Genomic DNA, 23677 nt, shown 5'->3' on the forward strand with positions numbered 1-23677 from the left:
ATTTCATCTTCCTTTACAGCGGATTCCCGCTATTTCTTCATAACAATTCAATACTACAGCCAGATCGAAAATAGTCATTTGCCGCAGTTAACACAGATTATTCGCCCGGATTAAGATGTCCACCAGAAGTAGCAGTATCAGGCCAGCAGGATATCGATGCGGGAAATCCTTCCACCACGGACTTCCTCAGCTAAGCCTCCCCGCAGAATTGAGCCATTCACACTTTTGTATTCGTCAGCAAGTGAATAAGCACGCAAATGAACCGGTCTGACATTATCAAACCCGAAAGTATTGCGACGCTTTTCATTTATGAGAGTAACAAGGGTGCGCTGCATGAACATGAAACTGAATGAGTTGGCCGGAAACAAAACATCCTCATAACAGCCGTTTCGAAGAATCTGCCTGGTCTCCGCTTGATGTATAAACATCCAGGCTGGAATCACCGGGCGGAACTCCAGCTGCAGCTTTCCTGATTCATCAAGGGAAAACGGGGTTTCCCCGGCAGTCATTATCCGTAGAATGTGAATGAACTCAGCTGTTGCACCACTCAAGCGCGCTGCAAATCCTGCTCCGTGCAGGGATGCATTCCGGTTCGCACTGCTCACTATAAAAGATGAGTTTTCGAGAATACTGCGTCCGTATACTGCCGGATCGAAAAATGGTACGAACACCTGCCTGAAATCAGCAAAAAATTCTGTATATAGACCACCGCGCAGGAGCTCAAGCATGTACTTATATTCCATGTGCAGCCAGATCGACTCGTTTTCAAACCAGCCGGGAGTAAAAATTCTGGTTCTTCCAATATCCAGGCTTTCTTTCTGTAATGATTCATTGACTTTATACATTCCTAATTGCGCATCATAGAGACCGCTGGCTCGTACGCTTTGATAGAGCTCCCGTTTACGTTTGGTCTGAGATTCCACTTTCATTACATGCACTACAGCTTCCAGAAATACGGGAAGTGCTTCCTGCGTAAATTTCCTGGCTCGATATACCGGTAAGCCGCGGGCACTCTGTACACCATCTATGAGCTCATATTCAACTACACGATTAATGAAATATGAATGAGGCAAGTCTTGAGTGCTATCCCATGCTTTGTGAACGGCATCATCCAGCCGCTTGAGAGCTACATAGAAAAAATCCTTCAGCTGTCCGATCGTGACTATTGATTCTGTACCCTCTATGCCCCAAAACACACTTTCCCGAAATTGCTCGCGTGCGGTGGAGGCGGCATCCCAGATATCGTAATCTGTAAAATCCGCTGCCTCCTGATATTTGCAGTGCAGAACATGATGAAGCCTGGTTAAAAAGACCTGCAGCTCTCCGGGCAGGCGTACTTCCTCGCCATCACTCAGATATGTATCGAACAGATCAACAAGAAACAGAATGTTTCTCTTGATTTCAATGGTCTCATGCAGACTTGATCCATGAATACCGGGTAAGCCGTTCAGTGCATCATACCAGTTCGGCTTACCTGCTTCCATTTCAACACCCACGCCGCAGGGGTCAAGTGAAGACAGCTTGTTTACTATAAGCGACAGCATTTTCACCAGTAATGTGGTGCGGTAGATTTTTCCATGTCCATGTTTATCACGCATGCACTCAGGATCAGAGGATCGTTTTTTAATACATTGGTCTTTTTCATGGTCATATACAACGGCATCCAGCTGCATTGCTCTGTTTTCCCAGAGGACGTATTTTTCTTTCCGTGAAGCAACCCGGTAAGCACTGTCATGAAACACATAGCTGCAATCATCAAAGACAAGCTCCCGAACCTTTTCCGGGTACACAGAAATATAGTTAATTAGCAGGTCCAGGTTGTATACCCAATGATCCGTCCAGTACCCATGAAGGTGTTCGGTTTCCGGAACGGTTTCACATATATCAAGAATATCAGCCAGCCATTGTTCTATAGCGTCAGGCTTCCAGTCATGTACCTCTCTGCAGGTTTGCAGCAATGATCCTGCCAGAAATGGTTCTTTCATTAACTCCAGAGCTGATTCTATTCCTTCTACCGATAGTGAAGCCTGAAGCAGATTTTCTACTGCTTCCGTATTCTGTAGTTTATATTTCACTGGCTTGATAAGCAGCGGATTAAAACCATCGAGCTGTATCATATTATAGAAATGCCTTACATTATGATCTTTCAGATCAGGATTAACGAACAGATCATTTCTCCTGTTCTGATTTACATCCCGATAATTACTGTTCCCTTGCGAAAAAAAAGATGGAGAGAGACAAAACTCATTGTAATCACGCTCGAGATCACCATGCTTTCTGGCATAGACATACAAGGAAACCCGGGATGACAGACCTTCCAGACTTACCGGCAGGCCGCCGCGCAACACATTATCCAGAAAATTCATGCGACAGTAATAATCGAATCCTGGTTCACTGCTGCAGACAAAGTTGTGCTGACTTATTTCATGAATCAATGCTTCATTTCTCTCTTCCTTGTTCCGGAAATACTGCGCTGAGCATACTCGTTTGCTTATTGAATCCAGTTCCGCCAGAGAACCCACACTTCCAAGAGCCGAGAAATATACCAGCACTTCACCAGGATCCAGTGACTTCACCACATGTCCCATAGCACAGGGGAGAACATTCTCCTTCATCTGTGCTCCTTTTACACTGAAAGGTGAGGCTTCCATGAATTCCACTGGATAGCGGAAGTCACTGAAGGATCCGAAAATTTTTTGTGGATCAACAATTGGAATAACCTGTTCAAGGTGTTCACCGGATTCAGTGTACGCAAGGTAAAAATTACCTTCCTCTACTTTGACAACCTCCGGACTATCTTCCTGCTTGACCTTAGAACGGAAAAATGCAGCACCGGACTGGGAATCAACAACCTCAACAAAGGCTTCAACCAGTCGACGCATATACTTCAGATTCAGATTATCTACCCCGAAAGGAATAATCAAAGGCAAGCCATCCAGGACCTCCATTGATTTTGTGCTGCTACTTAGGTTCCTGAGGGTCAGCCTGCGCATAATTCCTGCAAAGTTTTCATCGGGTACTGTAAAATAATCCACCCGAAAAAGCAGACCATACGTGTGATTTACCTCTTCAATACTCAGAGATTCCGGACGGATAATCATGCGCTGTGAACAATCTATTTCCGGCAGTACACTGGTGTTCTGGAAGGGCTCATAAAACTGTAAACCTCTGTCAGTCTCAAGCTTCAGGAATGTTCTGAAGCCCTGCGATGAACTCAACTGATACGCTCGATTTGCAGGCAGAAACTCCATGATTGCGTGATCCTTATCCTGCACACCCATACTACACAGGCACTGCCCTCTATTCACATAGAATGCCCACATTGGCATACCATGGATACCAGAAATACCCGGAAGGAAGCTCGAAAAAGGATTCATTGCATTATAGTTCTCGATTATGAATTCACCGGAGTTTCCCAATGTACACGCATTTTTCTTCAAATAATTATCCTCCAATAATACTCCTGCGCTCAAAGCAGCTCGGTGCATCACAAGCATACTAAAACCATTGCTCGGGATTTCATTTGCAGGATTTAATCGTGTTCATTGTCAAATATTAGCCGATTGCAGATTTCCACCTGTTAGCGGCCGATTTAAATGGATTATACAAGTATCTGCTTTTATACTCGAATTCAGGCTACTGCTGAAAACAGGAGAATATAGTGAGATTTACCGGAGGCAACTGGAAGTCAGTATCTATTCGAAAAAAGCTGATCACTACATTTCTGCTGATTTCTTTGCTGCCGATAATTATCATTACCAGCGTGAGTTCCTGTGTGAATTACCGGTACATATACCAAGCAAATATCGCGCATAATATTGAAAGCTTATCCTGGTCTCAGGAACAACTCGACAATTTCAATAATGAAATTCTGAACATATTTTATGCCCTTGAAATGGATGATGATTTCAGAAGATCCATAGAAAAATGGCAACGGGGTGCTCATACATTCTCTGAATTAGGAATTATCAGGAGAAAACTTGTTTCACACCTAAATCGCCATCGGGTTATATCGTCATTTGAAATAGTATTTCCGGATTCGCTTTCGGTTATCCATGCCAACCGGACTGGTGTCCGTATTGCAGACTCCAGAAACTCCGACAGCGCAGAATCCGCCATTTATGTACGTGACCCTGACATGCAGACTAATCTTTTCTATAAGAACAACTCAAGCAGCATGGAGGCTGTACATGACATGCGGCGTTTTGAAGATCGTAAATTGATTGCACAAATCAGAATCGAGCTGCGGCAGCAGGAACTGCAGAATTTTGTCAGTAAGACAAAGCTGTTCAATGAGGAGAATCTGTTTTTATTTAATGACGACATGGAATGCGTCTTATCGGGCACCGAACAGCATGGGCTTCAGGCCCTCTATGATTTTATCCACTCAGAAAACGAGCACGTCGGGAGCCGCTCCGAACTCGTACGGACGGCCCATATCGGACAATGGATTGTTTTCAGCACACACAGCAGTAATAACAAACTGAGCATCGGAAAAGTAATGAATCAGAAGGAGCTTGTGCGCGCGACAATGCCTACTATTTACACCGGTATTGCAGTCAGCGCACTAAGTATAATTGGAGCCTTGCTTGCTTCCCTGTTCCTGTCCAGTGTTATGAGTAAGCCACTAATCAGTCTGGCCAAGCGGGTTCAGGCAATACAGCTTCATACCCTTATTCTGGAGAGTGACAGCGACCTCGATGATGAAGTGAGTATAATTGAACATCATATCACCCTTTTCATCGAACGAATTCGGGACCTTATCAGAAACGAATATGAAATCAGTCTGCAGGCGAAAATGGCTCAGATTCAAGCCCTGCAGGCGCAGTTAAACCCGCACTTTCTTCATAACACCCTTCAGCTCATAGGCAGCATAGCTCTCTACGAAGATGCCCATGAGGTATACAAGATATCCGGAGCACTGAGCAAGTTAATGAGATATTCCATGGCCTTTGATGATCAGGGAGGCAGTCTGGTTACGGTCAGCGAAGAACTTTCACATATGGATAATTTCTTTCTGATTCAGACAGAACGATTCAAGGACCGAATAACAATACAGACATCCATAGACCCGGACGTCGGAGACTGTCTTATTCCCAAACTGCTGATTCAGCCCATAGTGGAAAATGCGTTTCAACATGGATTTTCCAAAAAAACCGGTGAGTGGAGCCTGAACATACATGCCAACATCGATGAAAACAACAAGGTTCACATAAGCGTTCTGGATAATGGAGTCGGAATACCGGCCAAAAAACTATCGATATTGCAGGAAAAAATCAGACAGCGAAATCAACACAAAAACCATATTCAACCGCTGAGATTAAAAGAGCATATAGGAATACTGAACACAAACGACCGGATACGTCTGCTTTTCTCTGACGATGATGGCCTGCAAATCAGAAGTGTAGAGGGTGAATTTACCGAAGTCGAAATGATTTTCGACGCCAGGAGGGTATATGGCTGATCTGAAGGTGGTAATAATTGACGATGAAGCGTGGACCCGGGATACCATTAAAAGAATCGGAAGGTGGAGAGAATTCGGTTTTCGAATTGCGGGAGAGGCGAATGATGGAATTTTCGGACTGGAATGTATTCGCCAGCTGAAACCTGATCTGGTTATTACCGACATGAAAATGCCCGGTCTCGATGGAGCACAGATGCTGAAGGAACTCCAGAAACAGGAACACAAGCCAAAGGTGATCATTATCAGCGGCTACTCAGACTACAGCTATACCAGGCAGGCTCTGGCAGTGCATGCAGTTGATTACCTGCTTAAACCAATTGACAGCAATGAGCTCAATTCACTACTCCAGCAATGTGCGATTGACCTGCATGCCCAGAGTGACAGATCATCTTCACACACAATTTTTGAAGGTCTCCACAACGTCGATAGCGACTGGCTCAGGAAATATCAGTCTATCCGAGACAGTAGCTGTAGGAGCATCTCTGCTTTATCATCCTCAGGATTCAAGGAAGCATGCACACGTCTGAAGGATCTTTATTATGAATCAGATATTGCAAGCCGTCCCGGTGTTCTTATTAAAATCAGCTATGATCTGCACTCCTTTCTTGAAGAGCAGCTAATCAGCTGGCCGGCAGATGACATTAATATATCCATCGCAATAGGAGAGAACATTACCATTGAAGAGCTCATGGATCACTACTCAGCCATAGTAAAGAAACTTATCGCAGGCAGAGTAGCCCAGAGTCAGCAGACCCACCGCATCGATCTTCGCCCGATATTGCACTATCTTGAGAATAATTTCCAGGATTCAATCTCCCTGGTCGAATTGTCAGAAGAGTTCGCTGTCAGCAAGGAATATCTTTGCTCGCTTTTTAAAAAAGAAACGGGATGTACAATAACGGAGTATCTCACACGCATCAGAATGAACAAAGCCAGGGATCTGATTACCCACTACCAGCTGCCGCTCAAAAAAATACCGGAAATGGTAGGCTATATTGATGTTTCGCATTTCTACAAGACGTTCAAGCGCTACTTCGGGGTGACCCCGGGGCAATTCCGGAACAATCAGCACGCAGATACTGTTGATGCAGAACTTAATAATGGACAATCCAGCTGATTAATCCAGACAAATGCATTATTCAGGATGTGTTCTACCATTAAACAATCATTTCAACAAGGAGAGAAAAATGAAACGATTTTTGATTGGTTTAACCATCATTTTCACACTCTGCTATTCCCTGTCTGCCGGCGGCACGCAGGAGTCAAAAACGGATACTGAAAAGGTGACGCTCAATGTCATGATGAGCTTCCCCCGCTTTACCGAGCAGATGGAGACCTATTTTGATCAGTTCGAGAAAAAGATGCTTCTGGAAAGAGGTATTGAAGTCGAAGTTATCCTCGAGATGCCAAGCTCGGGCCAGTATGAGAATATTCTGCAGACACGTCTGGCTGCCAATGATGCCCCTGATCTTTTTACCCTCCATGCATCAGCCAACCTGCCTACATATCAGCGCTCTGGTTACCTCGCAGATCTCTCGGATCAGCCCTTGGTTGACAAACTGTATCCTGGAGTCCGGGAAGCAGTATCGATTGACGGTAAGGTCTACGGAGTCCCGCTCGAAAGCATGGCATGGGGCTACCTCTATAACAAAGACATCTTCGAAAAATGTGGCCTCAGTGTCCCGGATACCATTGATGAAATGAAGCATGTCATTGAAGTCCTGAAGTCTAATGGCTACACACCATTTCTGCTCGCATTTCAGGAGCAATGGGTTCCTCAACTAATGACTGCATTGTCACTGGGCGGAAAAGTCAGCGGACATGTTCCTGACTGGGTAGATAGAATGTACAATGATGCAGGTTCCTACGAAGAAGTTATCGACATATTCAATATTATTGATCTGATAATGGAAAACGGAACTGCCCGTGCAATGGAAACGGGTTCTGAACAGGGAGCCGCCAATTTCGCAAATGGTCAGGCAGCAATGTTTGTCCAGGGCACATGGAGCGCAGAATCAATTCTGTCAGTTAATCCGGACATAAGAATCGGAGTAGGTGCACTCCCTATTACCAATGATCCAGCAACAACCATGGTCAACCTTGCAACCACAACAACACTGGCTGTTCATTCCGGTACAAAGAACCAGGAAATGGCCATGGCCCTGATCAACTACATCCTGGATGCCGAGGACAGTTCAGCACTGTATGAATCTCTCAGGTTCAACCCCGTAGCCAACGTACATGACTTTGAACAGTTTTCATGGAGTGAAGATGCATCTGCTTATGTAGCTGCAGGCCGATCGTACCGTGACCTGGTCCTGCCGCAGGCCGTAACCGATGAACAGGGAAAATTGCTGCAGCTGTACTATGTCAACAGATTCGACCCGAAGGATTTTGTTAAGGAAATGGACAGAACTTTTGCTGCTGCAAATCGTGCTCGAAACCAGTAAAGAAGTTTGAATATCTCTGAGACAAACACACGTTTGGAGTTAAATGAAAGGGCCTGCCGAATGGCAGGCCCTGATTTTTAACTTCGCTCTCGAGCACGGCTTAGCTTCCGGAAGAATCCAGCCGTGCTAACGCATCCCCGGTCCAGTCCACAGGCAGGGAATGCCCTGACTCATAGACCAGCAGTTCCTTCTGTGTTCCGATAATCTGTGAATACAGCCAGCGGACATCATCTATTGGGCTTGTCTCATCTGTAGACCCAGTAAAAAAACAGCTTGCGCGTCCGAAAAAACAATCCAGATTGTTATGCAGTGAATACTCATCATTATATTCACGCTCCGGACAGGGAGCTGCCATGAACACCTTATTAACAGGCAAAGGAAGATTCCGCTGAAGCAATTTTACCGCAACATGACATCCAGCCGAATAGCTGATAACAGTCAATTCCCTGTATCGATGTTTCTTCACCAGTCCTTCGATCAGGGTAGCAGCAGCATCTGCCGAACGTGACAGAAAGAGCGGCCAGAGATCATCCGATATATCCGCAGAATCAAAACCTGCCTCCAGCGCTGTGAAGCTCCCATGACCATATAGATCGGGCGCAAGCCAGGAAATAGAACGGGAATCGAGACCTTCTGTCAGATTACCGCCTTTGGTAAATCCATCTTTTTCAATCCAGTCAGCGCTGGAAGCTTCCTGTCCATGGATCAGCAGGACAAGATTTGAGCTTGACTCATATTGTTTTCCTATAAAATTCATTGATTTCTCCTCAATTTTTCTGGCCATTTTTCCAGTAATTTTTGTTTGATTTATAAATTCATGAAGTGAGGAGAGAACTTACAGAAAAACCTGTGGATTTCATATCATTATATACATAGCTATATTCTATTCTGATTATTGATCTCCCGTCAACGGAAGCCGGCTCGTGAACAGGGTGAAAACCTGCCACAGAAAACTGTGATCAGCTACCTGCACATACGGGCAAGATGCTCATATACAAGTCGTGGTTGGGCTACAGCAAGTGACAACCCGGCTTCCTGCACCAGCTCTATCTGGATATCAGGGCGGATCTCCCGAAACACACCGAGATGTTCAGGCAGGGTAGTGGAATTCTCAGTGCCATGTAGCAGCAAAAGGGGCACATTGTAAACCTCAAGAAGCGGAGCCCAGTCATTCAGCATCAACTGGAGATCCTGCTCAAAGCCCGCTCCGGACTGATTCAGATAAAAACTGTAACTTCCAATGATACCGCTGAGCAGCTCCGGTCGCTGCATAACCGAGGTATCAGGTTCAAGATTTCTGAAAATGACATCTGTCCATTGCTGCGGGCCGAGTTTTCGCATCTGGACAACCAATAAGCGGATGAGTAGATGTGCAAGCCAGGGAGCATGCCTTGCAGCCTGAATGAATACACCCTGATGCTCAGGTATGCTCTGAATCTGCTCGAGTTCGCGGAAAGGAGGTGCAGCAGAAACAGAAAGTATCCCTTTTACCCTGTCCGGGCAGCAGCGCGCAAATGCAAGCGCAGGTATTAGAGCAACCTCGTGAGCATACAGTGTGACCTGGCTTAAGCCCTCCTGATCCAGCAGTGACAACATATCACGACAGCAGCAGTCAAGAATCGTTTCCTTTCTGGAAGGCGCATCCGTCCGGCCATATCCGGGACGTTCGATTGCATAGATACTCAGACCATGCCTGTGTGCAAGTCGTCGATCATGAATATACTCTCCTGCTCCGAAGGATGGACCGTGGAGATACAGCACTGGAGCGCCGGAAATATCTCCGAAGTGACGCCAGCCAACCCGACGGTGCTCCCGGACAAAAAGCGATGATTTCAGGGTTGTTTCTTTATCCTGCAAAGGAAAATATCCACTGACTGTTTGTGAGGGTTGAGTCAGGTTTACTGCAGATGAAAAGGAAACCGAAATCGTAGATGAAGCAGCGGTAGCTGCGGCTGCAGCTGCCAGGCTGGCCGCTGACAACTGGCTTGCAGTTCCAAGTTTTTGGAGGATACTCTTGATTTGCTGACGGACAGTTCCTGGTGCACGGCTCCGCAATCCTGCAATTGCATCACTGCCGAGCCCCCTGGACAAGAGCCCCAGAATATCGAGTTCACTCCTGGAAAGATTATATATATCTCGCAGAGCCCGGTTAATCGACGGCGGCCAATGCTGCTGCAGACCTGTCAGAATAAAGGCCCGGTACCAGGGATAATAGCTGCCGGAAAAAAGCAGTGACTGAGTCTGTGATCCCCGATTACGTTGACGCAGCCTGATCAGACTCGGTCCGGATTCCTCATTCAATCGCTTCTCAAATTCCTCGAACTCACTTCGGGTGATGCCGAGGGCAGAAATCCCGTCACCATTAACAACCTGCAGGAGTGCTTCTGCAGCCGGGTTCAACGAAATTATCTGCCCGGATTCACTCAGGGCCAATGAAGCAGCACCTTGTTCATTTACCAGCGCGAACAGCTGATCATCCCTGACAGAATTCTGCTCAATCTCGATAAGTGCAGTGCTGAGCAGCAGTGCAACATCCTCCGGCAGTTTTTCTTCACCTCGAATCATCGGGAGGAGAATCTGTATAAGATCATTCAAGTCTGCACGGCCTTCTGCAACTTCAAATACCAGTGCAGCGATACTTGACTGAGACAATTCTTCCTGAAGAAAATCCATCGCTATAAAATACGGATTTTTTCCTTCCGGGGCTATCAATGCCTATCAATCAATCAGCAGCAGCACAAACAGTAATCAGCAATTCCTGATTTCCGAAGCGCCCGCTTCTTATGCTCAGATTGATTTTACCAGCTTCTCCATGACTGCGAAGCCAGAATACCGCCCAACCGGCGGTCAGCGGCAACAAAGATGGCCCCATTACACTACCGGGTCCGCTGACTGTCAGCTCTATTGCATCCATGGTATATGGATGAAGGTTTCCGTACTGATCCAGGGCCTGTATGCTGATTCGTGTGCAGTCCCAGTCACCACTTTCCAGCTGCAGGTCGTCTGCGTGAATCTGCAATTGATCTGCGCGGGCATCTCCCCCGTAACTTCTGCGAAAAACCTCAGTACCGTTCAGGATCCCGGCAATCTCGAAACGCTCGTCACGACTGCCCCAGCCCAGGGCAAAACGGGTAACAAGCTCATATATTTCGGCTCTGCTTTTTCGGTAACGCAGCATTATCCAGGCAATCTGCAGGAGATCGGGAATTCCAAGGCTATCAGGGCCGCTGCTGAGTGCCTTGCCGACAATCCGTCTCAAGCAGCCTTGATCACGGGCTGTGAATCCGGATTCCTGCAGCTGATCCCCGATCAGATCACGAATTACTACCGGAGGATGGGGAAGTGAAGCGAAGGTTTTTCTGTCCGGGAAGAATTCACCTATCCTTGAATCTCCTCGGTAGAGAACTATTGAATCGCAATTGGTATATATTTCTATGGGCAAGGGTCGGGCAGCACTGCGCTCACCCTTGGTGAACAGACTGGCCGCCTCCAGCACAATCTTCTTCTCTGGAGAAACCTGGCTTGCATATACAGCGGCGGCATACTTGGGCTGACGAAACATGTCACTGACACCATGATAACAGATCCGGTCACCGGATCCAAAATCCTTGTGCGTATTGTAATCAAAGGCACACCAGCCAATCACTCCGCTACAGTCCTTCATTCCAAGCGCCTTGTCCAGCACCCTGGCATGCCGTAAGGCATGTTCACGCAGCCGCTCTTCGTTATCAAAGGATTTAGAAGGAAACATGTGGCCGTTATGCTCGGTAACCATATAAGGAACAGACTTCCCTGCGGCAGTCACGGCCCGTGGTTTCTTGAGAATCCGCGTACCACCATCATGCGTGAAATCGTTGAATGTATAGACATCTTCAAGAAACTCACTTCTCTCGATTACCCTGACGCCCCCCGTCTGCCGATCCGGATCCAGTTCACGTGCAATTCTGTTCGTGCGCTCGTAAAAATCATGATTATCTGCGGATTCATTGATCCTCACCCCCCAGATAATTATTGATGGGCGATTCCGGTCGCGCATAATCATTTCCTCAAGTTCCTGACAGGCCACATCCTGCCAGCTGGCGTCACCGATGTGCTGCCAGCCGGGGAGTTCCTCGAAAACCAGAAGACCAAGCTCGTCACAGGCATCCAGAAAATGCCGGGACTGGGGGTAATGACTGCAGCGCACCAGATTCAGATGCAGCTCGTTTTTCAGAATCCAGGCATCACGCTGCTGGGCACGCCAGGGCATGGCATATCCGGTATACGGAAATGATTGATGTCGATTCAAACCGATCAGCGGGAGTCGGCTGCCGTTCAGGTAGAAGCCATCCGCCCGGAACTCGACATGCCTGAATCCGATCCTGCGTGTAGCGCTGTCAAGCATGTCATTCCCCTGCATGAGTTCCAGGGATACAAAGTACAAGTTCGGGTTCTCATTACTCCAGAGATCGATATCATGAAGGCCCTCAATTCTGATCCGGCTCACCTCCTCCCCGGACTTAACAGTATAGCTCTCTTGTGCACATAGACGACCAGCTGAATCTGTCAGTCTGCATTGTAGCATCAGATCGAAGGAGGGCACCGGATCCAGTTTCACTTCTACATTCAGGCTCCTGGATTCACTGAGTACATTCTCTGTACGCACAAAAGCATCATCTATAAATATATGAGGACAGCAGCGGTGCTGAACTTCGCGATACATGCCGCCATAGGTCAGATAATCAACTACATGTCCGAATGGAGGAATATCGGGCCGCTCGGTCGAATCGACCCGGACCAGAATCCGCGCTGTGCTTCCCGGTTCAGAATACCTGCTGATTTCTATGCTGAATGGAGTGTACCCTCCACGATGACTACCAGCAAGAATGCCGTTCACCCAGACATCGGCGGCGCACATAACAGCTTCAAAATCAATAAACTGCCGGGGACTTCCATCAGGGAGATCAAGTTCATACCAGTACGAACTCACAAACTGATAGCAGTTCTCATCAAAACCATTCGCGGGAAGTTCAAGATTTGTATGGGGCAAGCAGACCGGAGTCCAGTCCGCAGGGCGAAAATCAACATGAATATACTCATCCCGAAAATCAGCAGTATACAGCCAGCCACGGTTTATTGTTTTGCTTGTTGTGCTCATAGCTGAAAGTATACACCATGTACCGCGATCTTGACCTCTTTCCAGGCGTCAGCATTAATGGAGATCGCATAGCAGATCCCTTTTTTGAAATAACTGCAGACCTCATTCCCGAGCAAGGAATAATCGTCCGGGATGGTAAGAGGAGATATTTAAGGGTGAGGAAATTACAAAATTAAGTGCAATTTCCTCCTCGCATAAGTAGCGAATACTCAAGTTGTTTTATGTAAACAACTTGAGTATTTATAATCTTGCGAATGCTAATGCAAAATGCAATTTTGCACAAAGCTCGGGTGAATAATTGAATATTTTTTATTTTGTATTATAATTTATCTCAAATAACTTGCTCGGCAAGAGGAGAAGGATATGAAAAAAAATGTAAGAACAATTTTAGCAGTATCTGCAGCATTACTGCTTGTCCTGGCCCTGGGTTCATGCGGGCTGTTTGGTTCCACCGTTGTGGTAACCGTGAATGTGACCGGTACTGATTATGGAGGAGGTGCCGATGTGTATGTCGGTATAGCCAAAGGCTATGCTCTATCAAAAACCACACTGGATGATCTCGAAGTACTGGAAGTTACACAGATTACTCCCAGCGAAACCGAACAGAGCGTCGCATTTGAGGTACCATCACAATCGAATTATACAGCTTTCGTTTTTCATGACCTGAATGAAAACGGAGAGTATGACGAAGGCGATACCGTACGAATGTCCAGTGAAGCAGCAATCAGTTTTCTTGAAGAAGACATTACTGTTTCGATAGACTACAACTACTGATCTAGCTTCGCAGGTGCTCCAGCCGAGCGAGCACCTGCATTAGCCTCTTCCGGATCATTTAGGTATCTTTACTGAATGAAAGCAACACGGTTCACGGTTTTACCCGGTCTTATGCTCCTTGTATTCGTTTCACTCAACTCCTGCGCGATCTTTTCGCAATCCTACCAGCCGGATAGCTATGCGCTGTCGATGGCTGAAGAACTGGAACAGCAGGATCAGCTTACAATCGAGAAGAAATATCTCCGTCTGGATCCTGCTCCAGCAACTGCGCAAGGATCCGGAACCAGTCACTCATACGGCATTATCTTTTACCCCGGAGCAAAGGTAGCCCCCCTCGCCTACCTACCGTTGTGGGAAAGATTCAGCCGGGAAGGCTACACAGTGTTCATTGCCGACATGCCCCTGGATTTCGCTTTTCTCCGCATCAATGCAGCTGCAGATATTCAGCAGCAATACCCGGATATCCGTAACTGGATTATTTCCGGTCACAGTCTTGGCGGGGCGATGGCTGCTGAACATCTTAAAAAGAACTGGCAGAATTTCGATGCTCTTGTGCTGATTGGAAGCTATCCAGGTTCATCCACGGATCTGTCGGAGATGGCGATTCCGGTCCTTTCCATCCGGGAAGAGCTCGGTCTGCCGGACAGCCAGGAAAAGGCTGATGCGGTCCGTGGCAACCTTCCACCCGAGACAATCTTCGAGATTATTCCCGGAGCCAATCATGCCCAATACGGGAACTACGGAGTCCAGAGAAACGACGGTCAGGCTCTGATCAGCCGCGAAGAACAGCAGGAAATTACGAGCGATCTGGTGCTCACATTCCTGGCTGAGCAGGGAATCAGTCCCAGATAATCACTTGTTGAATTTTACCAGCTGATTATTACCAGTCGATTATTGTCCCATCCGTTCGAACCGCAATCGGCAGAAAACGTTGCTGATAGGGGTAATCCCCAGCAGCCTCGGTGCTGAAACTACAGCCAAGGCCGGGCTGCTCAGGATCAGGCAGTGCAACGGCCCCATGCTCTGGCACCGGAAGCCTGCCGAACAGCGCTTCGCTCTTTCCGTTCTCCTTCGGACACCATTCCTGAATACCAAAATTCTGAACCGCAAGATCAACATGAATATTTGCCAGGTGTCCGATCGGGGACAGATCCGGGGGACCATGCCAGGCTGTCATTACATCAAACATCTGGGCGAGGTGGGCAATTTTGAGTGCAGCCGTTATTCCGCCAACGTGTGACAGATCGACTCGTATAAAATCAATCAATTTCCCGCTTAAATAAGGCATAACCTCATCATAACGGTTCAGCAGCTCACCAAAGGCGATCGGCTGAACACAGTAGCCGGAGCGGATTCTGGTAAGATTCGCCACTGCGGACTCAGGCCTGAAGGGGTCCTCCCAGAAATAGAGATCGGCATCCTCAATCTTCCTGGAAAAACGTATTGCTTCTGACACAGTCAGGCGCTCATGACTGTCATGCAACAGCTTTATTCGAGGTCCAACAGCCGAACGTACACTCGACAGCATGGCCGGCACCCGGTCTATATACATCTCCGCGTCCCAGACTTCCACCAAAGGATGGCCCACCGGCAGGATTTCGGTCGTGCCATAGGTCACATTGCTGTTGTCATCGCTCAGAGATGCCTGCACCCGGATGGCAGTATATCCTTCCTCAACCCTGGCCTGTGCTCCCGCAACAAGCTCTTCCTCGGTTGACCCCGAAACATGGACATACACCTCTGCCCGGTCCCTGAACTTACCTCCGATAAGCTGCCAGACCGGCTGACCGGCAATTTTTCCCCGGAGATCCCAGAGAGCCATATCTATACCTGACAGGGCAGTCATGGCGACACTCCCGGGTATCCAGTATGCCGACTTGTACAGAAGCTCCCAGATCGCATTGTGGTTTCTTACTTCCTTGCCAATGAGCAGCGGGAGAAATGACTGCCGGATATATTCAGCAACTGCCGGCTCGCGTCCGTTCAGGGTAGCATCGCCAAGCCCGAACAGACCATCTATATTGGTGCAGATGCGAACAATCACATAATTCTGATCTGCGTCGACAACAAAGACTTCAACATCTGTAATTAATATTTCTTTCATTCCGGGACTCTCCATTAACAGTACTCTGTTATTGTATGCCCGGGACAGCGGAATGGTAAAGAAGAAAACCGGGTATCAGTTTATATTCAGCTGAACAGGGAACTCTATGGGCTTCCCGAGATGAAAGCCCTGGAGGTACTGTGCCCCTGAACCTGCATAATGTTGTACGGCTTCTTCTGTTTCGATATGCTCAATTACTGTCTCAGCCTGGATTGAACTGCAGAATACCAGCAGTGATTCAACCAGCTTTTTGGCAGCTGAATTGGTCAGAGCCCGCTTGGCCAGCTCTCCGTCAATTTTGACAATGTCCAGTTCAAGCTGCCAGAGAGCACCAAGATTGGAGTAGCCTGCCCCAAAATCATCCAGTGCAATTCTGTAGCCTCTTGCACGAAGCTTTCTCAAGGTATGTATGATCTGTGGAGATTTCCAGAAGGGATCCCTCTCCAGCAGCTCGATTATCATAGATCCATTCGGAATCCTTGCTGATAAATCGAATAGCTGATCAAGAATCCTGGGGTCCTGCAGATCACGTAGTTGAACATTTACTGATACTGTATTCCCTGTATCCAGAACAAATTCACCTGCAAGCATGATTACCCGTGAAGTAAAATCTCCCAGCAATCCCGCTGATTCTATCAGCGGCAGGAATGGATATATCGATCCACTCGCCCCATTTTCATCAAATATCCGGGCAAGTCCCTCATACCATGCAGGAGCTGCATCAATATGTTCGGCATAATACACTGGCTGATACCTGAGTATGATCCTCATTTCATCGAGATTTCTGCAGATAAGCCCATGAATATCCCGGTTAATGAGTGCATGCCGATTTACAGGAACCGAGTCAGAATTGAACTCCCATGTGGAGTACATGGTCTCTGCACGTTGCAGTGCTTCCATCGCGGCAGCAATTGATGTCCTGCTGCACGTTGAGCTCCTGTGTATTGCTGCCCCAAGTCTCACAACCGGCCGAAAATACTGACCGTTTTCCAGCGAGAATTCATGCTGCTCAAGTGCATCCAGAATCTGGCTCTGGGACGGTTGTGTATCAGAGAATGGTATAGCAAAGGTATCGGCATGGATTCGGAACAAGCCGAAAGCCCCCAAACCGGTAAGCGTCACCCTGCTCAGCCGCTGCAGATCCTGCATCCAGTCACTGCCATATATCTGATTCATGGTATGGTAGTTCGTAATCCTGGCAAGCACAAATAGAATTATATCTCTCCCCGATTCATCCAGTTCCTTGCAGAGATGCTCACTTATCGGATGACCGGTCTCAGGATCATGAAGTGTCTGGACAAGCAGGGCTCTGTATGCCCTGCTGTAAACCATGCTCCCGCTCCAGGAAACTACATATACTACCGCCAGGCTGGCAGCCAGAACAGCAAGCATGGAGGTGCTGTATTTTTCAGGCCAGTAGGGCAGCAGGGCAGAAAGCGCAAGGATCCACAGGATGAGCGATTCCACTATCAACGCTCCAGCCCAGAACAGTCCTCTGCGAGGTCCCATGAGCTGAAAGGCAGTAATTATATAAACCACAGCTGTAAGTACTTCTATATTTCTTGTATAATCAAGAACCAGTGCAAAGGGGTAGCCGAAAAGGAAACCCAGAAGGATCACTTTTTTCCACTTGCCTTCCTCCCGTGTCCTGTACACAAATACAGCGAGGGCAACCATAAGAACAAATGAGAAGATATAGGACCAATACAGATCCGACCGACCCTTGACCCGGTCTGCTACAGCAAAAGAAATCGGGATCAACATGGAGACCCCGATATATATAAAAGCCAGATTCACATGGTGCTGTTCGCGGTAATTCCGGTGAGCACTGTACCTTCCTGACTGCATACTTGTTCTATTCATAAACACAACCTGCTATTTTATCGACAATACGGGTTGATTTCTGCAGAAACAAACAAGTATTTGCGCAATATCTGTGGCACCTTTATAATGATAGTGAATACCTGTGTATTGGAGGCTGATTTGAAATCAGGAACAATTCTGGGAGTCTTAATTCTAATCCTCTTCGGATCATGCGCTACTGGCTCCGGAAGTCTGTTCGAGGCAGAATTGAACTCCAGCAGCAGATCCGCATCCAGGAGCAGCGCATCAGCTGAATCTTCAGATGATCAGAACCAGGCCTCGAGTACAGATAATGAGAATGAAGATAAGGAAAACGGAGAAGCCGAAACCCTTTCTCCCGGCATACATATTCACACCAGTCCCAGCGGATCGCAGATTTTTCTGAATGGTTTTCCACTTGGACTATCCCCGCTGCACATAGAGCCGCGAAGGGGAACCTACCAGATCCGGGCAGAGAAATCAGGGTATTACTCAAGCACTATATCACTACGCTATTCACCAGGTGATGTACATGAAATCAAGCTGCACCTGGAACAGATCACCGGAACCCTTATAGTTACCGGCAATGTTCACAACGCCAGACTGAGAACCACCGGTCATGTTTTTTCGCTGAACCAGGAAGTGGAGCTGCCCATTGGAAGATACACGATTGAGGCACGGGCCTTCGGATATGAAACCGAGTCCTTCGCGGTGGAAATTCTGGAAAAACAGACAACCAGGCTGGAACTGGAAATGACGCCGGTCCCCTTTCGCGTTATTTCTATTGAGGTTCCGAGAAGATCCTTCTCTCCGATGGATTCCGGGATCTACAGCCGGATGACCGCCAGAGTCGAAGTCAGTGCTCCTGGATCGGCTGTTTATGAAATACTCGACAGCTCCGGCCGGCGAGTCCATGGGCCTCAAAGCATAAATTTCAACCAGCGGCAAAGCAGTTTTTCATGGACAGGTCTGGACAGGTCCGGGAGACGGCTTCCGGACGGCAGTTATTTTATGAGCTTCGAAGCGGAGGACGGCAGTCGTTTCGAGCAGCCGATCCACATTGACAGCTCAGTAAGCATGCGCTACCGAAGTATGTTCAGCACTGCAGCAGGAACCCTTCTCTCACCGCTGCCAGGCCATCTTCCAGCATTCTCGGTACAGGCTGGATTTCTTGTACTCAGCCACCGTGAATCAGCAGGCAGTATTACTCCGAGTTCAGGTTCATTCCGCTTCTCGCCATCAAGTGGTCAGGAGATAAGTGCTGCCCTCAGTGGGGTTTCCTTCAGACCGACTGGTGAAGACGCACAGTTTCAGCCATCGGCCTCCATTGTGCTGTCTCAGCTACTCACAGGAGCTGCCAATCAGCCCCTCTCCACTGCGCTGCAGCTCAGGGCCAGTTATCGTCACGAGCATGGAGCAGACTTCTTCGTCGCCGACAGCGGGGCAGGACTGGCACTTCCTGTCTCATTCAGCTTCGGTGCTTTCACTCTTGGATTGACTCCGGAAATTGCAATGAATGGGTTTAATGCAAATTCTTTCTGGGCCTACGGCAGAGCGGCCCTACTTGCGGATGCCGGCAGCATAACTGCAGCGATTTCTACTGCAGTCAGAACCACTCCATTTGGAGCCGGTTGGGCAGAAGGCGATATTATTAGCTGGCCGCTGTCATCTGCTGCAGAGATTCACTGGCAGATCCCGGAAACAAGCCTGGTTCTGAGTGCGGCAGGCTTGTTGCGGCAACATCCTGACGATGGCTGGTATATGAGTGCCGGCGGTGGATTACAGGTTATGTTTGACGGTCGCTGATATCACCTGGAAGCTTACCTGGAAAGCTCAAGGAACTCATAGACCACCTGACCGCTGTTCTCGACCTCCATGCGGACTCGCTGGTTATCCACCAGAGACTGAAGCAGATACTCTGCCTCGGCAGCGCTGATATCAAGACCGATTACCGCCAGAGAGACAGTGAGACGTCCATTATGCTCGGCTGCCAGCCGATAAACTCTTGATTCCAGTTTTCCAGGACGGTATGTCCGGCGGGCAGTCAGATATATCATAATAATTGATATTATTAGAATCGGAATAAAACCAATCTTCAATGCTATTACTATTCCAAACATACTTGCCCTCCAATTCTATCTACCGGCTACCGAGGTTTTTATTCATATACCAGGATTCCCACATTGTTCAGTCTGCTTGCTCACCTTCCCATAATATGAGCAGCTCGCGGGATAGTTGCAATCTAAAACCAACTATGCAAGAATACGCAATATGAAAGTATCAACAATAAAACTGCTGATAGCAGGCTGTTTAGTTACCCTTTTTCTCGCTGGTTGCGCTACCCGGAATATCGAGACTCCTGAAGGATATACCCTGGTCTGGAACGATGAGTTCACTGGACGCAGGCTGGATGAAAGTAAATGGAACGCATTCCTGGGCGGAGGCGGTTTCGGCAACAGAGAACTGCAGTTCTACAGCCCGGATAACCTTGAAGTACGTAACGGAAATCTTGTCATTACTGCGGAACGCGGATTCTACCGAGGTCACGCCTATACATCCGGCATGGTCACCACCCAGAACAAAGCCGCATGGCAGTACGGCCGCTTCGAGTTTCGCGCGAAACTTCCCTATGGTCAGGGTATCTGGCCAGCAATATGGATGCTTCCCGAAGATCCAGACAAGTACGGCACCTGGCCGGTGAGCGGAGAAATAGACATTCTTGAACTGGTCGGGCACGAACCGAATGTTGCGCATGGATATCTGCATTATGGAGAGCCATGGCGGCACACCGGCACATCATATACATTGCCGGAAGGTGATTTCAGTGACAATTATCACGTGTTTGCCATTGAATGGGAGCCCGAGGAATTCCGCTGGTACATTGATGATAAACTGATTCAGACCCAGAACAGATGGTTCAGCACGAACGTGCTACGGGGTGAGGAATATCCCTTCCCGGCTCCCTTCGACCAACCCTTCTACCTGCGGATCAACCTTGCAGTCGGTGGAGAATGGCCAAAACCACCAGACGAAACCACGACCTTCCCACAGAAATTCTATATTGATTATGTCCGGATATTCGAAAAGAATCAGTAAAGACATCCATTAAACAGGCAAACAAGGGAATTGCAGTAAGCTCTGCAATTCCCTCACCTTTTGTGAGAATCCGGCACCGGAAATCAAGCCGGGCGGGATTTCTTCTTGGTATATACATCAAAACAAACTGCGGCAAGCAGAACAAAACCCTTGATCGCCTGCTGCCAATCCACGCTGACTCCCATGATGGACATTCCATTATTCAATACACCCATTACCAGGCCGCCTATAACAGCTCCTACTACCGTACCGATTCCACCGGACGCGGAAGCTCCCCCGATAAAAACAGCAGCAATTGCATCAAGCTCAAACATGGTTCCGGCTTTCGGTGTGGCTGCATTCAGCCTCCCTGCAACTACCAGACCAGCTAATGCTGCCAGCATACCCATATTGGCATATACCAGAAACATAATCCGTTTGGTTTTAACTCCGCTCAAACGGGCGGCCTTTTCGTTTCCGCCAAGGGCATAGATATGGCGACCGAATACTGTCTTGTTGGTAATAAAAGTATAAATAACCATCAACGCTGTCAGGAGCACCAGAACCATCGGAATTCCGTTATGTTGAGCAAGGGTATACGTAAAAAGATTCACACCAGCAACCAGAAAGGCAGCCCTTGCGATCTCTGCACCGAAGGGCATTACTGCAAATCCGTAATTTTTCTTTATTTTTCTGGAACGAAGCAGCAGATACACCAGCACTATGGAGACCAGCACTCCTACTACCAGGGCCACAATATTCAAGCCAGCAACTTCCAGATCCCTTCCCGGAAGGTATCCTGCTGCAAGCGATTGAAATGAACGTCCGAAAGGCCCCTTGGTCTGTCCTCGCAGAATGACCATAGTAAGTCCACGGAAAATGAGCATTCCACCAAGAGTAACAATAAATGCCGGTATTCTGAAATAAGCAATAAACAGACCATGAAAAGCGCCTACTGCCAGACCCGCAGCCAGAGACAGAACAATGACCAGCCAGACCGGCAAACCGAAATCAACCATCATGACGGCAGCAATCGCCCCAATAAAGGCCACTACAGATCCGACGGATAAATCAATATTCCCCGTCAGTATACACAGAAGCATACCAATAGCCAGAATCAATACATAGCTGTTCTGCAGAATCAGGTTGGTAATATTCATCGGACGAAAAAGTATTCCGCCTGTAAGCACCTGGAACAGGAGCATAATGGAAATCAAGGCCACCAACATACCGTTCTGACGGACATTTCCCTTGAAATAGGATTTTATAGAATTCATGCGCTTTGTACCTTCCTTCTGTTCTTTTGATGACTCATTATACATTTCATTATGTTCTCCTGACTAGCTTCGGAGCGGGTGAGCACGCCAACAATCTCTCCTTCATTCATGACATATATTCTGTCACACATGCCCAGAAGTTCCGGCATTTCAGATGAGATCATCAACAGACCTTTTCCCTGTGCTGCCAGATCGTTGATCATAGTATACACCTCATACTTGGCTCCAACATCTATACCCCGTGTCGGCTCATCGAGGATCAGCACATCCGGTTCAGACATAAGCCATTTTGCCAACACAACCTTCTGCTGATTTCCTCCGGATAGATTCTCAACTACCTGCGCCACACCTGTACTGCGGATTGCCAGTGTTCTGCGGTAATTCTCAGCTTGAAGTATTTCCTCGCTGCCGTTGATTACGGAATTTCTACTGACTTTTGGTAGATTTGGCAGCGTTATATTCCTGCAGATGGAATCAATCAGAACAAGACCTAGTGATTTTCTGTCCTCGGTTACATATGCCAGCCCATTATCTATTGCTTCACTGACGGTATAGGGCCAGATTTCCCGATCCCGAAGAAATACCTTACCACTGTGTTTCTGTCCCCATGATCTGCCGAACAGGCTCATGGCGAACTCTGTCCGTCCAGCTCCCATGAGACCAGCGAGTCCAACAACCTCACCTTCATGGATATTAAGATTGATTGAACGCAGACTGTGTCGATCCTGATGCAAGGGATGATATACCGACCAGTCCTCAACTCTCAGCAGTTCTTCGCCTGTACGAACATCACGCCCGGGATATCGATCAGTCATTTCCCGGCCAACCATACTTTTGATGACCCGATCCTCATGAAAATCCTCATGATGTCGGTCTATTGTCTCAATCACCTTCCCGTCACGGATAATGGTAATTGCATCTGCAATTTCCGAGACCTCATTTAACTTATGTGAAATCAGGATACACGTAATTCCATGAGCCCTGAGTCCCTCAAGAAGTTTCAGCAGCTTGGCACTATCATCATCATTCAAGGCTGCAGTAGGTTCATCAAGAATCAGAAGTTTTACATCCTTGGACAAGGCCTTGGCAATCTCAACCAGCTGCTGCTTACCTACGCCAATGTCACCGACCAGTGTCTCCGGGTTATCATGCAAGCCTACCTTTTCCAGAAGAACTCGAGCCTTTTCACTGGTTTTATGCCAGTCTATAACGCCACAGGCGTTCTGTTCATTGCCGATGAAAATGTTTTCGGCTATCGAAAGCGAGGGGATCAGTGCCAGCTCCTGATGGATGATTACAATACCAAGACGCTCACTATCTTTCAGATCCTTGAATTCACAAGAAGCGTTGTCAAATAATATATCTCCTTCATACGAGCCATGAGGGTACACTCCACTGAGGACATTCATGAGTGTAGATTTTCCGGCTCCGTTCTCACCAACCAACGCTCGTATTTCCCCTTGCTGTACGGATAAGTCTACATTTGATACTGCGAGAACACCGGAAAAGCTTTTGCTGATTTTTCTCATTTCAAGAAGTGCGTGTTCCATGCCT

General features: G+C 47.7%; 16 protein-coding genes. 7 read left to right on the forward strand and 9 right to left on the reverse strand.

Annotation, left to right across the window (positions count from 1 at the left end; genetic code table 11):
• Positions 1-137 precede the first annotated feature (137 nt).
• On the reverse strand, positions 138-3440 hold the full coding sequence (locus tag ACYQ2L_RS12080) for a hypothetical protein (protein WP_460055967.1): 3303 nt from the start codon (positions 3438-3440) through the stop codon (positions 138-140).
• Between the two features lie 221 nt (positions 3441-3661).
• On the opposite strand from ACYQ2L_RS12080, the gene ACYQ2L_RS12085 reads away from it, so the two are divergent.
• The 3 genes from ACYQ2L_RS12085 to ACYQ2L_RS12095 all read left to right on the forward strand — a co-directional run bounded on the left by ACYQ2L_RS12085 (position 3662) and on the right by ACYQ2L_RS12095 (position 7914).
• A complete protein-coding gene (locus ACYQ2L_RS12085; protein ID WP_460055970.1) occupies positions 3662-5464 on the forward strand; it encodes a sensor histidine kinase in 1803 nt (600 codons plus the stop codon).
• Positions 5457-6581: a response regulator gene (locus ACYQ2L_RS12090; protein WP_460055973.1), complete on the forward strand. Its 1125-nt coding sequence runs from the start codon at positions 5457-5459 to the stop codon at positions 6579-6581. The genes ACYQ2L_RS12085 and ACYQ2L_RS12090 overlap by 8 nt, the downstream gene beginning before the upstream one ends.
• A gap of 70 nt (positions 6582-6651) precedes the next feature.
• Positions 6652-7914, forward strand: a complete 1263-nt coding sequence (locus tag ACYQ2L_RS12095; protein WP_460055976.1) for an ABC transporter substrate-binding protein — start codon at positions 6652-6654, stop codon at positions 7912-7914.
• A gap of 100 nt (positions 7915-8014) precedes the next feature.
• On the opposite strand, the gene ACYQ2L_RS12100 is transcribed toward ACYQ2L_RS12095, so the two are convergent.
• The 3 genes from ACYQ2L_RS12100 to ACYQ2L_RS12110 all read right to left on the reverse strand — a co-directional run bounded on the left by ACYQ2L_RS12100 (position 8015) and on the right by ACYQ2L_RS12110 (position 13051).
• Entirely contained in the window at positions 8015-8671 is a 657-nt protein-coding gene (locus ACYQ2L_RS12100) for an alpha/beta fold hydrolase (RefSeq protein WP_460055978.1), read from the reverse strand.
• A 206-nt stretch (positions 8672-8877) separates the two neighbouring features.
• Entirely contained in the window at positions 8878-10587 is a 1710-nt protein-coding gene (locus ACYQ2L_RS12105; RefSeq protein WP_460055981.1) for a bifunctional helix-turn-helix transcriptional regulator/alpha/beta hydrolase, read from the reverse strand.
• 49 nt (positions 10588-10636) lie between these two features.
• Complete coding sequence (locus ACYQ2L_RS12110) at positions 10637-13051, reverse strand: glycoside hydrolase family 2 protein (protein ID WP_460055984.1); 2415 nt, start codon at positions 13049-13051, stop codon at positions 10637-10639.
• 363 nt (positions 13052-13414) lie between these two features.
• Here ACYQ2L_RS12110 and ACYQ2L_RS12115 point away from each other — a divergent pair, with 363 nt between their 5' ends.
• Both ACYQ2L_RS12115 and ACYQ2L_RS12120 read left to right on the forward strand, forming a co-directional pair.
• Positions 13415-13825 carry a hypothetical protein gene (locus tag ACYQ2L_RS12115; RefSeq protein WP_460055986.1) on the forward strand — a complete coding sequence of 137 codons (411 nt, stop codon included), beginning with the start codon at positions 13415-13417 and terminating at the stop codon, positions 13823-13825.
• A 75-nt stretch (positions 13826-13900) separates the two neighbouring features.
• Positions 13901-14677 (forward strand): alpha/beta hydrolase, encoded by a 777-nt coding sequence (locus ACYQ2L_RS12120; RefSeq protein WP_460055988.1) that lies wholly within the window; start codon positions 13901-13903, stop codon positions 14675-14677.
• A gap of 28 nt (positions 14678-14705) precedes the next feature.
• On the opposite strand, the gene ACYQ2L_RS12125 is transcribed toward ACYQ2L_RS12120, so the two are convergent.
• Both ACYQ2L_RS12125 and ACYQ2L_RS12130 read right to left on the reverse strand, forming a co-directional pair.
• Complete coding sequence (locus ACYQ2L_RS12125) at positions 14706-15929, reverse strand: enolase C-terminal domain-like protein (RefSeq protein WP_460055991.1); 1224 nt, start codon at positions 15927-15929, stop codon at positions 14706-14708.
• A gap of 75 nt (positions 15930-16004) precedes the next feature.
• Positions 16005-17792, reverse strand: coding sequence for an EAL domain-containing protein (locus ACYQ2L_RS12130; protein WP_460055994.1), 1788 nt, complete (start codon positions 17790-17792; stop codon positions 16005-16007).
• Between the two features lie 120 nt (positions 17793-17912).
• Here ACYQ2L_RS12130 and ACYQ2L_RS12135 point away from each other — a divergent pair, with 120 nt between their 5' ends.
• Positions 17913-19577: a PEGA domain-containing protein gene (locus ACYQ2L_RS12135; RefSeq protein ID WP_460055997.1), complete on the forward strand. Its 1665-nt coding sequence runs from the start codon at positions 17913-17915 to the stop codon at positions 19575-19577.
• 14 nt (positions 19578-19591) lie between these two features.
• Here the strand turns inward: ACYQ2L_RS12135 and ACYQ2L_RS12140 are convergent, their stop codons facing one another.
• Positions 19592-19891 carry a hypothetical protein gene (locus tag ACYQ2L_RS12140; protein ID WP_460056001.1) on the reverse strand — a complete coding sequence of 100 codons (300 nt, stop codon included), beginning with the start codon at positions 19889-19891 and terminating at the stop codon, positions 19592-19594.
• Positions 19892-20042: 151 nt separating this feature from the next.
• Here ACYQ2L_RS12140 and ACYQ2L_RS12145 point away from each other — a divergent pair, with 151 nt between their 5' ends.
• A complete protein-coding gene (locus ACYQ2L_RS12145; protein WP_460056004.1) occupies positions 20043-20867 on the forward strand; it encodes a glycoside hydrolase family 16 protein in 825 nt (274 codons plus the stop codon).
• An 83-nt stretch (positions 20868-20950) separates the two neighbouring features.
• Here ACYQ2L_RS12145 and mmsB read toward each other — a convergent pair whose 3' ends face one another.
• Together mmsB and mmsA are read right to left on the reverse strand one after the other, a co-directional pair.
• Positions 20951-22123, reverse strand: a complete 1173-nt coding sequence (gene mmsB, locus ACYQ2L_RS12150) for a multiple monosaccharide ABC transporter permease (RefSeq protein ID WP_460056008.1) — start codon at positions 22121-22123, stop codon at positions 20951-20953.
• On the reverse strand, positions 22120-23673 hold the full coding sequence (gene mmsA / locus ACYQ2L_RS12155; protein ID WP_460056012.1) for a multiple monosaccharide ABC transporter ATP-binding protein: 1554 nt from the start codon (positions 23671-23673) through the stop codon (positions 22120-22122). Before mmsA ends, mmsB begins: the two co-directional genes overlap by 4 nt.
• Between the last annotated feature and the right edge of the window lie 4 nt (positions 23674-23677).

The sequence above is a fragment of the Spirochaeta dissipatitropha genome (assembly GCF_054657935.1).